The sequence below is a fragment of the Amycolatopsis sp. La24 genome (assembly GCF_029087445.1).
Taxonomy (GTDB): domain Bacteria; phylum Actinomycetota; class Actinomycetes; order Mycobacteriales; family Pseudonocardiaceae; genus Amycolatopsis; species Amycolatopsis nivea.
Genome location: NZ_JARACH010000003.1, coordinates 150083 through 167016 on the forward strand (window position 1 = coordinate 150083; position 16934 = coordinate 167016).

The following is a 16934-nucleotide window of genomic DNA, read 5'->3' on the forward strand; positions in this document are numbered from 1 at the left end:
TGCTCACACCTCGGTGAGAAGTCCGAGGGAGCAGAGGGAACCGGCCAGCGCGATCATGTCGTAGCGGAGGTCCTCGACGTCCGTCTCCCACAGTTCGGCGAGGACGGCACTGGCGCTGTCGATGTCGCCGTTGTGCTGCTTGAGGGCGATCCACATGGCCGCGGCGACGGGTTCGCAGTCCACCTGGCGGCTGCTGCTGACCAGCTCGAGATGCCCGTCGGGGAGCATCCGCTGGGCGACGCCGTGAGCGGGTCTGATGGCCATCATGGCTGCCTCCGAGGGGCGGTGGTCCGGTCTGTTTCCTTGCTGCACCAAGTTTCGCGGACCCGGGCCCTTCCGGCCATGGGGGCGGCACCTGAAAGCGGCCTGGGGTTTACTCCCCCGTCAGCCGCCCGAGATCAGGGGTTGCGGACGCGAGTGCCTCCCCGCGCCAGTCGCGCAAGCGCGCGGCGACAGTCGTGAGCACGCCGTCGAGCTGCGCGTTCAGATAGAAATGCCCGCCCGGCAACACTTTCACCGCGCAGCCGCCGCGGGTGTGGCCACGCCACGCTTCGGCCTCGGCGAGGTCGACCACGGGGTCGTCCGCGCCCAGCAGCACCTGGACCGGGCAGTCCAGCGCGAGCCCGGGCTCGTGGCGGTAGGTCTCGACGGCGGTGTAGTCCCCGCGGACGGCGGGCAGCACCAGGCGCAGCAGTTCGTCGTCGCCGAAAACGGCGCTGCCGGTGCCGCTCATCTCCTTGAGGGCGGCGATCAAACCGTCGTCGCCGAGCTCGTGGACGTCCTCGGGCCGCGGCACCGACGGCGCCGGGCACGCGGACGCGAACAGGCCGAGCGGCCGGGCACCTCGCGCCTCAAGCCGGCAGGCGACCTCGTACCCGAGCGTCGCGCCCATGCTGTGGCCGAACAGGGCCACCGGCCGGTCGATCCACGGGCCGAGGTCGTCGGCGATGACGTCGGCCATCGCCGCGAGGTCGTCGAAACACTGCTCGTCGCGGCGGTCCTGCCTGCCCGGGTACTGCACGGCGATGACGTCGGCGTCGAGTCCGCCTTCAGCGACCGCGCGCGAGAACGGGAAGTAAGCGGTGGCCGACCCGCCCGCGTGCGGCAGGCACACCAGTCGCACCGCGGCGTCGTCGGACGCGTGGAATCGCCGGAGCCATCGGCTCGATTTCTCGTTCAGGGCAGTCACAGTTCAGGAAGTCTCCGGCCCCTTCGCGCGCCCGGCAACCCCTAGCCCGGCGTCGCCGTGCCCGTCCGCCGTGCGGCGATCCAGGCTCGCTCAGGGGGCCGGGCGGCCGGTTAGGGGTGGGTATGCCCTGTTCACCGCTCGTAACGTACGGCGTCAGGTGGGTGCATTGGGCGATCACGGAAAACCCCGCCGAAGCCGTTCCCGGGGACCTCCCGGCAGCCGTGCCCTGGCGAACCGGCCCGCACCGCGCCGACGACCACGCGACTCAGGAGAAGGTCTGAATGAACAAGTCCGACGACAAGCTGGTTCACGCCCTCCGTGCGTCCCTGAAGGAGACCGAGCGTCTTCGCGCGCAGAACAAGAAGCTCAGCGGGGCCGGCCACGAGCCGATCGCGATCGTCGGCATGGCCTGCCGGTTTCCCGGCGGCGTGCGCACGCCGGAGGACCTGTGGCGGCTGCTGGCCGACGGCTCCGACGTCGTCGGCGAATTCCCCACCGATCGCGGCTGGGACACCGACCGCCTCTACGACCCGACCGGCGAGCGGCCGGGAGCCAGCCGCACCCGGCACGGCGGTTTCCTTTACGACGCACCTGAGTTCGATGCCGGGTTCTTCGGGTTCGGCGAGCGGGAAGCGCTCACGATGGACCCGCAGCAGCGCCTGTTGCTGGAGACCACCTGGGAGTCGTTCGAGCGGGCGGGGATCCAGCCCGCGTCGGTGAAGGGCAGCCCGGTCGGGGTGTTCACCGGGGTGATGTACCACAACTACCCCGGCCACTACGGTTCCTCCGCGGTGGTGTCCGGACGGCTCGCCTACGCGTTCGGTCTCGAAGGGCCCACGGTGACCGTGGACACCGCGTGCTCGTCCTCGCTCGTGACTCTCCACATGGCGGTGCAGGCCCTGCGCCAGGGCGAGTGCTCGCTCGCCCTGTCCGGCGGGGTCACGGTGATGGCCTCCCCGCAGACTTTCGCCGAGTTCAGCGTCGACGACACGCTGTCGGTCGACGGCCGGTGCCGTTCGTTCTCCGAGTCCGCGGACGGCATCGGCTGGTCCGAGGGCGCCGGAATGCTGTTGCTGGAACGGCTTTCGGACGCGCGCCGCAACGGCCACCCGGTGCTCGCGGTCGTCCGCGGCAGCGCGGTCAACCAGAACGGCGCCTCGAACGGGATGATGTCGCCGCGCGGCCCGGCCCAGCAGCGGGTGATCCGCCAGGCGCTGGCCAACGCCCAGGTGTCCGGCGACCAGGTCGACCTCGTGGAGGCGCACGGCACGGCGACCCCGCTCGGCGATTCGGTGGAGGCGCAGGCACTGCTGGCCACCTACGGCAAAGAACGGCCGGACGGTCGGCCGCTGCGGCTCGGCTCGATCAAGTCGAACCTCGGGCACACCCAGGCGGCGGCCGGGGTCGCTTCGCTGCTCAAGGTCGTGCTCGCGCTGCGCAACGACCAACTGCCCAAGACGCTGCACGTGGACGAGCCGAACCACCGGGTGGACTGGGCCTCCGGAGGCGTCGAACTGCTCACCGAACCGGCGGACTGGCCGCGCACCGACCGGCCTCGCCTCGCCGCGGTGTCCGGCTTCGGCATGAGCGGCACCAACGCGCACATCATCCTGGAGGAGGCTCCCGAAGACACCGCGGTCGAGCAGCCGGAAACCCCGGCGGGCGGCGCGATCCCGTGGGTGCTGTCCGGCCGGAACCCGGAGTCGCTGCAGGCACAGGCCGCGCGGCTGCTGGAGCACGTTCGCGGCAATCCGGGTCTCGACCCGCTCGACATCGGCTACTCCCTCGCCACCGGCCGGTCGGCGTTCCCGCACCGGGCCGTGGTCACCGGGACCGGCCGCGAGGAACTGCTTCGCGGCCTGACCGCTGTCGCCGAGGGGGAGACCTCCGACGAGGTCGTGCACGGGGTGGCGCGTGGCGAGACGTCGACGGCGTTCCTGTTCTCCGGCACCGCGTCCGACGGTCTCGGCCAAGAGCTGAGCGCCGCGTTCCCCGCGTTCGCCACGGCGTACGAAGAAGCCCGCGCGACGCTGGCCGAGAACGGCACTGCGTTCGCTGTCGAGGTGGCGTTGTTCCGGCTGCTGGAGTCGTGGGGGATTACCCCGGACTTCGTTACCGGGCAAGGAATCGGCGAGCTGACCGCCGCACACGTTTCCGGCGTGCTGTCGCTCGCGGACGCAGCCGGGCTGGTGGCAGCCGCCGACGCCGGACCCGATGCGGTCCGGAAGGCCGCCGATCCATTGACCTACGCGGAGCCGGAGATTCCGATGCTGCCGGGCGGCGGCACGGAGCTGGCGACCGAGGAAGAATTGCGCTCACCGGAGTACTGGGTCCGGCGGCTCGGTGCGAAGGCCCGCTTCGCGGACGGGATCCGCCACCTGGAAGCCCAGGGCGTCAATCGGTTCGTCGAGTTCGGACCCGCGGGCGCGCGGGAAAGCCTGACCGGGAACGCCCTCGTCGTGTCCGCGCCGAGCGGCGACCGGCCCGCGGAAGCCGTGACTGCGATGATCGGAGAGCTGCACGCGCATGGGGTCTCGCCGGATTGGCAGGCCTGCTTCGCCGGCCGCGGCGCACGCCTCGCCGAACTGCCCACGTACGCGTTCCAACGGCAGCGGTACTGGATGCAGTCGGCCAAGATCTACGGCGACCCGGTCTCCCTCGGCCTGGAACCGGTGGACCACCCGCTGCTGGGTGCGGCCACCGTGCTCGCGGACTCCGAGGGCGTCGTGCTGTCCGGACGCGTCTCCGTCAGTACTCACCCCTGGTTGGCCGACCACGCCGTGGGCGGCTCGATCCTCTTCCCCGGCACGGGTTTCGTGGAACTCGCCATCCGGGCGGGGGACCGGGTGGACTGCTCCCGGCTGCGGGAGCTGACCCTGCAGGAGCCGCTGGCGCTGCCCGCGGAAGGCGGCGTCCGGATCCAGGTCAACGTCGCGGCCCCGGACGCGTCCGGGGCGCGCTCATTCGTGATCAGCTCGCGCACCGACGACCTGACCGGCGAAGGAACGTGGACCCGGCACGCCAGCGGGGTGCTGGCCGCCGCGAACGGCGCGGCGTCCTTCGCACCGGCTTCCTGGCCACCCGCCGAAGCCGAGCAGTTGGAACTCGCGGACCTGTATGACGAAATGGCGGACCGCGGCCTGGACTACGGGCCGGTCTTCCGCGGCTTGCGGGTCGCGTGGCGCGGCGCGGACGAGATCTTCGCCGAGGTGAGCCTGCCCGAACGAGCCAAGCGGGACGCGGCGGGCTTCGGCCTGCACCCCGCCGTGCTCGACGCGGCGCTGCACGCGATCGGCCTGGCGAGCGACGCAGAAGGCATCTCGTTCCCGTACACCTGGTCCGGTGTCGAGCTGTTCGCCTCCGGTGCCGCCGCGGCGCGGGTGCGGTTGCGGCGCACGGCGCCGGACACCGTGACACTGGAACTCGCCGACGTGGCGGGGAATCCGGTCGCCTCGGTCGAAGCATTGACGCTGCGGCAGATCTCCGAGGAACAGCTCGCTGCCGTCCGCGCCGCCGCGCCTCGCCGGGAGTCCAGCCGCGCACCGGAACCGGTCGCACGGCGCGCCGCCAGCGCCCCGGAAACCGCTACGCAGGCCAGCGCTGAAGCCGACCCGGATTCCTTGCGGGGCAAGCTGCTCGCGCTTCCCGCCACCGAACGGCTCAAGGCCGTGCGCGGGGTCGTCCTCGCCAACATCGCCGCGGTGCTCGACCAGGACTCGGCGGACCTCATCGACGTCGACCGCGCGTTCAACGACCTCGGCTTCACCTCGCTGCTGGCCGTCGAACTGCGCAACCAGCTCGGCGCGGCCACCGGGTTGTCCCTGCCGCCCACCCTCGTGTTCGATTTCCCGACGGCGGCGGAGCTGGCCGAGCACCTGTACCAGTCGCTGCTCGGCGAGCTGGACGGCAAGCAGGAGACGGTCACGCTGACCTCCATCGCCGGGGACGAGCCGATCGCGATCATCGGCATGGCCTGCCGGTACCCCGGGGAGGTCGCCTCCCCGGAGGAGCTGTGGCAGCTCGCGTCGTCGGGCGGGGACGGGATCTCCGCCTTCCCCGCCAACCGGTCCTGGGACATGGACTACTGGCTCGGCCTGGTCGAGGCGAGCGGGCGGGTGCCGCAGGGCGGGTTCGTCCACGACATCACCGACTTCGACGCGGCCTTCTTCGGGATCGGCCCCAACGAGGCCCCGATGATCGAGCCGCAGCAGCGGATGCTGATGGAGACCTGCTGGGAGGCGCTGGAGCGGGCCGGGATCGACCCGGTTTCGCTCAAGGGCAGCGACACCGGCGTGTTCGCCGGGGTCATGAAGTCCGACTACGACCCCGGGCCCGCCGGCGACATGGAGACCAACGGCCTGTTCCGCAGCACCGGCGTGCTCGGCAGCGTGGTCTCCGGCCGGGTGTCCTACGCGCTCGGCCTGGAGGGGCCGTCGGTCTCGATCGACACGGCCTGCTCGTCGTCCCTGGTGGCGCTGCACTCCGCGAGCCAGGCGCTGAACCAGGGCGACTGCTCGCTCGCGCTGATCGGCGGCGTTTCGGCGCTCACCTCGCCGAGCCCGTTCGCCCACTTCGATTCCGGCGGCACCGCGGCCGACGGCCGGTCCAAGTCGTTCTCCGCGGACGCGGACGGCATCGGCTGGTCCGAAGGCGTCGGCGTCCTCGTGGTCGCGCGGCTTTCGGACGCCGTGCGCGACGGCCGCGAGATCCTCGCGGTGATCCGGTCGAGCGCGGTGGGCCAGGACGGCGCGTCCAACGGGCTGACCGCGCCCAGCGGATCCTCGCAGGAACGCGTGATCCGCAAGGCACTCGCGCTCGGCGGGCTGAAACCGTCCGATGTGGACATTGTCGAGGCATCCGCGACCGGGTCCACCCTCGGCGACCCGATCGAGGCGCGCGCACTGCTGTCGGTCTACGGGCAGGACCGGCCCGGCGACAGTCCGCTCTGGCTGGGCTCGGTCAAGTCGAACATCGGCCACAGCCAAGCCGCTTCCGGGGTCGCCGGCGTCATCAAAATGGTGATGGCGCTGCGGAACGAGCAACTGCCGATGACCCGGTACGCGGACAACCCGACCACGCAGGTCGACTGGTCGGCGGGCCAGGTCCGGCTGCTGGCGGAAACCATCCCGTGGCCGGACGCCGGACGTCCGCGCCGCGCCGGGGTCTCCTCGTTCGGATACAGCGGGACCAACGCGCACGTGATCATCGAGCAGGCGCCCGCACAGGGGAAGGACGAGCCCGCGGCGCCCCAGTCGGATGGGCCGTTGCCGCTGCTGCTTTCCGCGCGCAGCAAGGAAGCCCTGCCGTTGCAGGCGGAGCGACTGCTGTCCCGGCTGACCGCTGACGAACCCGGTCTGGCGGACCTCGCGTACTCGCTGGCTACCTTCCGCGCCCCGGCCCCGCACCGCGCCGTCGTGGTCGGTGCGGACCGGCAGGAACTGCTCGCGGGGCTCGCTGCGCTGGCGAACGACGAATCCGCCGCCACGGTGCTGCGCGGCAGCGTCCGGGCGGGCGCGAAGACGGCGTTCCTGTTCGCGGGCCACGCCGCCGTCCGGCCCGGCAGCGGCAAGGACCTCTGCGCGGCCTTCCCCGCGTTCGCCCGGGAATTCACCGACGTGAGCGAGAAGTTCGGGGCGTACCTGGACCGGCCGCTGCTGGACGTCCTGTTCGCCGAGGAGGGCTCGGTGGACGCGCAACAGCTCGCGCGGACGTCGTTCACGCAGGCGGCGCTGTTCACCGTCCAGGTCGCCCTGTTCCGGCTGCTCGAATTCTGGGGGCAGCGGCCCGACTACGTGCTGGGCCGTTCCGGCGGCGAGGTGGCCGCCGCGCACGTCGCGGGCGTGCTGTCGCTGCCCGACGCGGTCAAACTGGTCGCCAGCCGCGCGCAGCTGCTCGAGGAAATGCCCGGCGGCGCGATGGTCGAGGTCGAAGCGAGCGAGGAGGAAGTGCGTCCGCTGTTGACCGCCCGGCCGCAGGCCGCGCACTCGCCGCGGATGGACGAGGTCCTGGCGGAGCTGGCCGAGATCGCTGGCGAGCTGTCGTACGGCACCCCGCGCGTCCCGGTGGTCTCCACAGTCACCGGAGCGCTGGCCGGGGACGAACTGTCCGAGCCCGCGCACTGGGTCGCCACTTTGCGCGAGCCGGTCCGCTTCCTCGATGCGGTCCGCAGCCTCGAAGCGGCGGGAGTGAACCGGTTCGTGGACCTCGGTCCCGGCGGCGCGCTCGCGCACGATGTGCCGCCGTGCCTGACCGGGCCGGGCGAGGACGTCACCGAACTGCCTGTGCTGCCGGTCGAGCTCGCCGAGACCGCCGCGGTGCTGCGCGCGGCCGGACAGTTGCATGTGGACGGTCTCGCCCTCGACGGCACGCGCCTGTTCGCGGGCCAGCAGGTGCGGCGGGTGCCGGTGCCGCCGTACGCGTTCCACCGCAAGCGGTACTGGCCGGATGTCGACATGGAGGCGATCAGGTCGAGCGGCGACCTGGGCGTCACCGGACTCGAATCGACCGGGCACCCGCTCGTCGGCGCGGCGATGTGGCTGGCGGACTCCGACGGCATCGTGCTCAGCGGCCGGCTCTCCGCCGGGACCCACCCGTGGCTGGCCGAACACACCGTGGGCGGCGAGATCATGGTGCCGGGCGCGGCTTTCGTCGAGATCGCCGTCCGCGCCGGTGACGAAGCGGGCTGCTCGCGGGTCGAGGACCTGGTCGTGCACACGCCGCTCGTGCTGCCCGAGCGCGGGAAGATGCAGGTGCAGGCCGTCGTCGGCGCTCGGGACGAGGACGGCGTGCGGTCGCTGACGGTGTATTCGCGTCCAGACGACCCGATCGCCGGATGGACCCGGCACGCGACCGGATCGCTGACCGGCGGGAAGGCCCGGCCGGAAGGGCTTGAGGAGTGGCCGCCCGCCGCCGCCGAGCCGGTGCCGGTGCGATACGAGGCACCGGCAGGCGGAGGACTCAGCCACGGCCCCTCGTTCCAGGGGCTGCGCGCGGGCTGGCGTCGGGGCGACGAGGTGTTCGCCGAGGTGAGCCTCGGTCAGGAGACGAGCCAGCAGGCCAGCCGGTTCGGGCTGCACCCGGCTGCGCTGGACGCTGCGATCCAGGCCTTCGGTCTACTGCCTGGCGGCGAGCCGGGACTCGCGGTCGCGTGGGCGGGCGTCGAACTGCACGCCACCTCGGCGGCGAAGCTGCGCGTGCGGATGACCCCGGTCGGCGAGAACGCGGTCGCGGTGACGCTGGCCGACCAGGCGGGCAAGCCGGTCGCCTCGATCGAGGCCGTGACGGTGCGTCCGGTCGCCGAGGTGCGGGAAACCGTTGCCGCACCGGTGGAAGCCGTCAAGGCCGGGCCGGTCCGGGTGCGCCGCGCGGCGAGCACCGGCGTCGCGGCCGACCCGGACGCGCTCCGCAAGCGGCTGGCCGGGCAAACCCAGGCGCAGCGCGAGAAAATCCTCCTGGAGGTCGTGCTCGAGCACACCGCGGCCGTGCTCGGTTACACCGACTCCGCCGAGGTCGACCCGAACCGGCACTTCCTCGAATCGGGCTTCGACTCGGTGACCGCGGTGGGCCTGCGCAACGGCCTCAACGAGGCCATTGGGCTGAGCGTGTCCCCGACGGTCATCTTCGACCACCAGAACCCGATGGCGCTGACCGTCCACTTGCTGTCCGAATTGGACGGTGCGGGCGGCGCTTCGCCGGAGGACCCGGCTTCCGACGGGCTCAAGCAGATGTTCACCGAAGCGGTCCGTTCCGGACAGACGGAGAACGGGATCGGCTTGCTGAGCGCGGCGGCCCGGCTGCGGAAGTCGTTCCGGTCGTCGGCCGACATCGACCAGCTCCCGGCACCGGTCCGGATGGCCGAAGGACCGAAGCAGCCGCACCTGCTGTGCCTGTCCACCCCGGCGGCGATGGGCGGCGCGTACCAGTACGCGCGGTTCGCCGCGCACTTCCGCGGCGTGCGGACGCTGTCGGCGTTGCCGATGCCGGGATTCCTGGCGGGCGAGCTGCTGCCCGAGTCGGCCGAGGCCATCGTGGACGTGCTCACCGAGAGCGTCCGCAAGGCCGTGGGCGACGAGCCGTTCGCGTTGCTGGGCTACTCGTCCGCGGGGATCTTCGCGCACGCCATCGCGGGCAGGCTGGAGGAATCGGGCACCGGCCCGGCCGCGGTCGTCCTGCTGGACACCTACGCGGCCGGCGGCGAGGACATGCAGCGCAGCGACCAGGAGGAACGGGACGAGGCCACCCTCGGCCTGGTCTCCGGACTGCTCGCGAACGAGGACCGGTACGGACCGTACGACCGGACCAAGCTGACCGCGCTCGCCAAGTACCTGGAGGTGCTTCCCGAGGTCACCCTGCCCAAGATCGCGGCGCCGAGCCTGCTGGTGCGCCCGGAGGACCGGTTCGACGCGGGCGAGGCCGTGACCGGGGACTCGGAGGCGTGGCGGACGGCCTGGAGCCTGTCCGACGACACCGCGGTCGTCCCGGGCGATCACTTCAGCCTGGTCGAGAGCAGTTCGGAGACGACGGCGCACGCCGTCGAGGAGTGGCTCGGCTCGCGGTAGCCGCGTAACTCAGGCGGCGGAGGTGCCCCGTTCGGCGGGGTGCCTCCGCCGTTTCCGCGCGCGAAAACGGCGCTGCACGCCGAGCGTCACCGGAGCCCGACCCGATCGTGCCCAGCTGCCGCCTTCCGCTCCGCAGCGCCCTTCGAGTAAACTGTGCAAGCCCTACACTAATCAAGCTGAGAGGCTACGGGAATGGTCGTGGCGGCATCCAAGCCCGCGCCGGAACGCGTTCTGGCCGAAGGTCCGCTGTCGTGAACGCGACCCGCCGGTTCGCGGGCCGGGTCACCGAGCTGGACCGGAAACTGGCGGCCACCGAGATCGAGCACGCCCGCTCGCAAGGCGAGTACGACGTCGCCGAGGCGGCCCGGCGGCTGGCGCGCGTCCAAACCGCGACCACGCAAGCCGCGCTGCGGGTCGCGGTCGCCGGACAGACCGGGGACGTCATCCCGCCCGCGCTCGAGGCGGCGCCGCGGGTCGCGATCGCGCTGTGGCTGCTCGTCAGCGTCGTCCACATCGTGATCTGGCTGCTGGACGGCGTCCTCAACGGGGACTGGGACCCGTCGTGGCTGCTCTGGGTGCTGTTCGGCGGCGGCGTGCTCGCGGGCGGCGTGTGGGCCGCGCGCGAATGGGACCGCCGCCTGCGCGCGGTGTCCGGGGCGGGCGGATAAGGCTGGGCTGTCGACGGCGAAGCACGACCGGGGTGTCCCTGATCGGCTGCGCAATAGGGGTACTGGGGCATCTCCGGCGCGGTTAATCTCGGATCAACCATTCGCGCCGGGCGTGCCCCGGTTTCCTTTTCCTGGAGTGGATTCCATGCGTGTGCTCATGGCCGCCCCGTCTTCGCCCGCCCGGCTGCACAATCTCGCGCCACTCGCGTGGGCATTGCGGACGGCGGGCCATGACGTGAAAATCGCCGGACGCCCTTCGTTCACCGAGGAGATCCTCCGCACCAGTTGCGTGGCGGTCGAGCTGGAAAACGGCACCGAAGAGGCGCTCGCCGAGTCCGCGGCCTTGGCCGAGTTCGCCGAGTTGTGGCGCCCCCAGGTCGTGGTCTCCGACGCCCTCGCCCCGGCGGGAACGGCCGCCGCGCGAGCGGTCGGAGCTGTCGCCGTCCGCGTCCTCGGCGCACTGGACGAGCCGGACTCGGACGACACCGCAGACGTCACTTTGGACACCGTGCCGCCGTCGCTGCGGACCGGTGAAACAGCCGTGCGAGCGGTGCGGCACGTGCCTTACTTCGGTCCCGTGGTGGTGCCGAACTGGTTGCGGCGCAAGGCACGACGCAGTCGCGTGCTGCTTTCCCTCACCGACGAAGCGTTGTTCGGCCCGCTGTTCGACGCGGTCGCGGGAGCGGACTTCGAACTTGTGTGCTCGGCCCGCGTACCGGAGGGGGTCACGCTGCCGGCCAACGCTCGGCTGGTCGACTGCGTGCCGCCGGCCGCGCTGCTGCCGACGTGCGCCGCGGTCATCCACGACGGCGACGCGGCCCTCGCGCTCGCGGCGGCAGCGCACGGCCTGCCCCAGCTTTCCCTTGCCGAATCAGCGATTACCGAGCGCATCGCGGCGGCCGGTGCCGGGAAGGCCGGCTCCAGTGAAGCGGCCCGCACGCTGACGGCCGACGAGGAGCTCGGCCGCGCCGCGAAGGCGTTGCGGGAAGAAATCGCGGCACTGCCCGCCCCGCGCACCGTGGTGGACGAACTGATTCGCTGACCGCACCGCAGAAGTCCGTGAGGGCCGCCTTGAGGGAATGAGTTTCCCGCAGGGCGGCTCTCGCGCATGTCCGCCGGTCGCCGACCCCGGACTCCGTCGGTTAGGGGTGGGACGGGGCACCACATCTGGATAGCGTTTTTCCCGGAATCACCTGGAAATCGCGGCAACTTCCCGAGGCGGTCGATTACGTGAGTGCCAATTTCTGCTTCGCCCGCGCCGGACTGGGGGCAATGACGTGAGCACGGAAAACGAGGGCAAGCTGCTCGGTTACCTCAAGCGCGCCACCGCGGAACTGCGCGAGGCGAAGCAGGCGCTGCGGGACGCGCGGGAGGCCGAGACCGAGCCGATCGCGATCGTCGGCATGGACTGCCGCTACCCCGGCGGCGTCGCCTCCCCGGAGGACCTGTGGGAGCTGGTGGCGACCGGCACCGACGCCATCGGCCCGTTCCCGGCCGACCGCGGCTGGGCGCTCGACGCGCTCTACGACCCTTCGGGCGAGCGGCCCGGCACCACGAACACCCGCGAGGCAGGCTTCCTCTACGACGCCGCCGAGTTCGACCCCGAGTTCTTCGGCATCTCGCCGCGCGAGGCCCGGGCGATGGACGCGCAGCAGCGGCTGCTGCTGCAGACGTCCTGGACCGCGCTGGAGCGGGCCGGCATCGTGCCGGAGACGTTGCGCGGCAGCAACACCGGTGTGTTCGCCGGGGTGATGTACCACGACTACCTCGGCCACGAAGCCGCTGGCAGCGTCGTCTCCGGACGGGTCGCGTACGCGCTCGGGCTGGAGGGCCCGGCGGTGACGGTGGACACCGCGTGCTCGTCCTCGCTCGTCGCGCTGCACTGGGCCGCCCAGGCGCTGCGCCGCGGGGACTGCGCGCTGGCTCTCGTCGGTGGGGTCACCGTGATGGCCACGCCCGGGACGTTCGTGGACTTCGCCGAACAGCGCGGCCTGTCGGACGACGGCCGCTGCAAGGCGTTCGCCGCGAGCGCCGACGGCACCGGCTGGGGCGAGGGTGTCGGCGTGCTCGTTGTCGAGCGGCTGTCCGACGCCCGCAGGCTCGGTCACGACGTGCTCGCCGTGGTGCGCGGCAGCGCGGTCAACTCGGACGGTGCCTCCAGCGGGCTCACCGTCCCCAATGGACCGGCGCAGCAGCGGGTCATCCAGCAGGCGCTCGAATCGGCCGGACTGTCCACCTCGGACGTCGACCTCGTCGAAGGGCACGGCACCGGGACGAAACTGGGCGACCCGATCGAGGCGCAGGCCCTGCTGGCAACCTACGGTCAGCGCTCCGACGCAGCGGGCGAGCCGCTCTGGCTCGGCTCGCTCAAATCGAACATCGGGCACGCGCAGGCCGCGGCCGGTGTCGGCGGCGTGATCAAGGTCGTGCAGGCTATCCGCCACGGCGTGCTGCCGAAGACCCTGCACGTCGACGCGCCCTCGCCGCACGTCGACTGGTCGGCGGGCAAGGTCGAGCTGCTCACCGAGTCCCGTGCGTGGCCCGAAGTGTCTCGGCCGCGGCGTGGCGCGGTGTCGTCGTTCGGCATCAGCGGCACGAACGCCCACGTGATTGTCGAGCAGGCGGAGACTGTCTCGGAGGAGCCGACGACCCCGCCCGCGCTGCCGGTCGTCGCGTGGCCGGTGTCGGCCGACTCGGCGGACACCCTGGCCGCGCAGGCACCGCGGCTCGCCGATACCGCCGGTTCGCTTGCCGACATCGGTTTCTCCCTCGCCACAACGCGTTCGGCGCTGGACCACCGGGCCGTCGTCGTCGGTGCCGACCACACGGAGCTGCTTGCCGGGCTGAACGCGCTCGCCGAGGGTGCCGACGCGCCCGGCGTAGTGCGCGATCGGCGGGGCAACGGCCGCATGGCGTTCCTGTTCACCGGTCAGGGCGCCCAGCGCGCCGCGATGGGCCTGGCGCTCGCCGAGCAGTACCCGGCCTTCGCCGAAGCGCTCGACGCCGTGGCCGCCGAACTGGACCAGCACCTGGACAGTCCACTGAGGACGGTTCTCGAAGACGAGGAAGCACTGCAGCAGACCGGCTTCACACAACCGGCGCTGTTCGCTGTCGAGGTCGCGCTGTTCCGGCTGCTGGAAACCTGGGGCGTGCGGCCGGACTTCCTCCTCGGGCACTCGATCGGAGAGCTGGCCGCGGCGCACGTCGCCGGAATCCTCTCGCTGCGCGACGCCTGCACGCTGGTCGTCGCGCGCGCGAAGCTCATGCAGGCCCTGCCCGCGGGCGGCGCGATGGTCGCGATCCAGGCCACCGAATCCGAGGTGACGCCGTTGCTCACGGACGAGGTGAGCATCGCCGCGATCAACGGCCCGGACGCGCTCGTGGTTTCCGGTACCGAGGAAGGAACCGCCGCGGTCGCCGCGCAGTTCGAGGGTCGCAAGACCTCGAAGCTGCGCGTCTCGCACGCTTTCCACTCGCCGTTGATGGAGCCGATGCTCGCCGAGTTCGCCGCCGTCGCGAGGAAGCTTTCCTATGCCGCGCCTGCGATCCCGATCGTCTCGACGGTCTCGGCCGACGCCGACCTCACGACGCCGGAGTACTGGGTGCACCAGGTCCGCGCGGCCGTCCGGTTCTACGACGGCGTGTGCACGCTGGCTGGCGAAGGCGTCCGGACGTTTGTCGAGATTGGACCGTCCGCGGTGCTCACCGCCGCCGCGCGGACCGCGCTGGACGACGACGCACTCGCCTTCGTCCCGGCTCAGCGCAAGGACCGCGCCGAAGCCCACACCGTCGTCACCGCGCTCGCGACCCTGCACGCCCGGGGGATTCCCGTGGACTGGGCCGCGTTCTACGCGGGTGCCCGCCGGGTCGCGCTACCCACCTACTCGTTCCGCCGCACCCGCTACTGGGCACCCGCCACCATCGCCGCCGGGGACGTCGCGGACCACGGCCAGGAGCCCGCCGGACACCCCGTGCTGAGCGCCGTCGTGCGGGTCCCGGACTCGGACACGCTCGTGCTGACCGGCCGGCTGTCGACCACCACCGCACCGTGGCTCGCCGACCATGTCGTCCTCGGCACGATTCTGTTGCCCGGCACGGCTTTCCTCGAACTCGCCCAGCGCGCCGCCGACGAAGCGGGCTGCTCCCGGATCGAGGAGCTGACGCTGCACGCCCCGCTGACTCTCGCCGAGGGCGCGGGCGCGGCGATCCAGGTTTCGGTGGACGCCGAGGACGAAGGCCGCCGCCGGATCGCCGTCCACTCGCGACCCGACGGCCAGGACGCCTGGATCCGGCACGCCGAGGGGTTCGCCGGCACCGAGGCGGAGCCGCCCTCGTTCGACTTGGCCGAGTGGCCGCCGGCCGGTGCCGTCGAGGTCGAGCTGGCTGACCCGTACGCGCGGCTCGCGGAGCTGGGCTACGACTACGGCACCGCGTTCCAGGGCCTGCGGGCGATGTGGCGCGACGGCGACGACGTGTACGCGGACGTCGTCCTGCCCGACGCTGCCGACGCCGTCGGCTACGGTCTGCACCCGGCGCTGCTCGACGCCGCGATGCACGCCCAGCTGCTCGGCCCGGCGCCCGAGGACGGCGAAGCGAAGCCGATGCTGCCGTTCGCGTTCAGCGGCACCACCCTGCACCGCGCGGGAGCTGCGGCGTTGCGGGTGCACGTCTCGCCGACCAGTTCCGACACCATCACGCTGCGGATCGCCGACGACGCGGGCTCGCCCGTGCTGTCCGTCGAATCCCTTGCCGCGCGGCCGATCTCGCTGGACAAGCTGGCGTCGACCCGGGATTCGCTGTTCCGGGTGGAGTGGGAACCCGCCGGGAACAACGGGAACGCCGCGGGCGCGAAGGTGCTGGAAGTGTCCACTCCGGACGGTCCGCCGCCCGAAGCGGCCCGCACGGTCACGCGACAGGTGCTCACCGCAGTACGGGAACTGCTCGCCGAGGACGGAGAGACCCGCTTGGCCGTGGTCACGCGCGGCGCGGTGTCGGTCGACGGCGAGGACGTCGACCCGGCCCTCGCTCCGGTGTGGGGCCTGGTGCGGGCGGCCGAAGCCGAGAACCCGGGCCGGTTCGCGCTCGTCGACCTCGACGGGAACGGCACCGCCGAAGCCGCCTTGGCCACGGGGGAACCGGAAACCGCCGTCCGCGGCGGCAAGGTTCTCGTGCCGCGCCTGACCCCTGCGTCCCCGCCAGCTGGGGAGCTGAACTGGAACCCGGACGGGACCGTCCTCATCACCGGCGGCACCGGCGGGCTCGGCGCGGTCGTCGCGAAGCACCTGGTGACGCGGCACGGCGTGCGCCGCCTGCTGCTCACCAGCCGCCGGGGTGCCGCCGCGCCCGGCGCGGCCGAACTGCGCGAAGAACTCCGGCGGCTGGGCGGCGAGGTGACGATCGCGAGCTGCGACGTCACCGACGCGGCGTCCGTGCGGTCGCTGCTCGACGCGATCCCGGCCGAGGCGCCGCTGACCGCCGTCCTGCACGCCGCGGGCGTCCCCGCCGCCGGCCGGGTCGAGGCCCTCGCCGACGACGAGCTGGACCGCGTCTTCGCCCCCAAGGTCGACGGCGCGTGGAACCTGCACGAGCTGACCGGCGACCTGGCCGCGTTCATCCTGTTCTCCTCGGCCGCGAGCACCGTCCTCGCCGCAGGCCAGGCCGGGTACGCCGCCGCCAACGCCTACCTGGACGAGCTGGCTCGCCACCGCCAGGCCCAAGGGCTCGCGGCGACAGCACTGGCCTGGGGTGCCTGGGCCGAGGACGGCGGCATGGCAGGCGAACTGGACGAGGCCGACTTCCGCAGGCTGCGCCGCCTCGGCACACCGCCGATGGCCACCGAGGAAGCCCTCGCGCTGCTCGACGCGTGCCTCACCGCCGAGGACGCCGTGCTCGCGCCGGTGAAGCTCGACCTCGCGGCCCTGCGCGCCCGCAGCGACGCTCTTCCGCCGGTCCTGCGCGGGCTCGTGCGGCCCGCGCCGAGCCGCCGCCCGGCCGCCCGCTCCGGAGCCGCGGTCGCCGCCCGGCTGGGCACGCTGCTCGAGTCCGAGCGCGAGGCCTACCTCCTGAACGTGGTGGCCGAGCAGGTCGCGGCGGTGCTGGGCTTCGCCTCGGCCGCGTCCGTCGAGCCCGAGCGGGCCTTCCAGGAAATGGGGTTCGACTCGCTCACCTCGGTCGAGCTGCGCAACCAGCTCGGCGCGCTGACCGGGCTCAAGCTGACCGCGACCATCGTGTTCGACCATCCGACGCCCGCCGCGCTCGCCCGGCGCCTGCACGAGCTGCTCGGCCCGGCCCGCGGCGCCGCGGAGCCGCTGCTGACCGAGATCGACCGCCTGGAAACCCTCCTCGGCGGCGCGGCCGGAACGCTGAACGGCTCGACCGCGAAGGTCGCCGCGCGACTGGACGCACTGGTGCGCAAGTGGACCGACGCGCACGCGGGAGCCGAAACCGAAGCCGGTCTGGACGAGGCCACCGACGACGAGCTGTTTGCCGTGCTGGACGACGAATTGGGCATCTCATGAA

Annotated in this window: 6 protein-coding genes; 4 read left to right on the forward strand and 2 right to left on the reverse strand. The window is 72.3% G+C overall.

Translation table 11 applies throughout. The features are described from left to right. Positions 1–3: 3 nt before the first annotated feature. The gene (locus tag PUT80_RS06055) at positions 4–267 is read right to left on the reverse strand and encodes a hypothetical protein (protein ID WP_051172840.1); all 264 of its coding nucleotides are present in this window, start codon (positions 265–267) and stop codon (positions 4–6) included. A gap of 106 nt (positions 268–373) precedes the next feature. Further along, positions 374–1189: an alpha/beta fold hydrolase gene (locus PUT80_RS06060; protein ID WP_275291335.1), complete on the reverse strand. Its 816-nt coding sequence runs from the start codon at positions 1187–1189 to the stop codon at positions 374–376. 281 nt (positions 1190–1470) lie between these two features. Here PUT80_RS06060 and PUT80_RS06065 point away from each other — a divergent pair, with 281 nt between their 5' ends. The 4 genes from PUT80_RS06065 to PUT80_RS06080 all read left to right on the forward strand — a co-directional run bounded on the left by PUT80_RS06065 (position 1471) and on the right by PUT80_RS06080 (position 16933). Further along, complete coding sequence (locus PUT80_RS06065) at positions 1471–9747, forward strand: type I polyketide synthase (RefSeq protein WP_275291336.1); 8277 nt, start codon at positions 1471–1473, stop codon at positions 9745–9747. 251 nt (positions 9748–9998) lie between these two features. Continuing rightward, positions 9999–10415 carry a DUF1707 domain-containing protein gene (locus PUT80_RS06070; protein ID WP_043836763.1) on the forward strand — a complete coding sequence of 139 codons (417 nt, stop codon included), beginning with the start codon at positions 9999–10001 and terminating at the stop codon, positions 10413–10415. 145 nt (positions 10416–10560) lie between these two features. Then, a complete protein-coding gene (locus PUT80_RS06075) occupies positions 10561–11457 on the forward strand; it encodes a nucleotide disphospho-sugar-binding domain-containing protein (protein WP_275291337.1) in 897 nt (298 codons plus the stop codon). 235 nt (positions 11458–11692) lie between these two features. Beyond that, on the forward strand, positions 11693–16933 hold the full coding sequence (locus tag PUT80_RS06080; RefSeq protein ID WP_275291338.1) for a type I polyketide synthase: 5241 nt from the start codon (positions 11693–11695) through the stop codon (positions 16931–16933). The last annotated feature ends 1 nt before the right edge of the window (position 16934 follow it).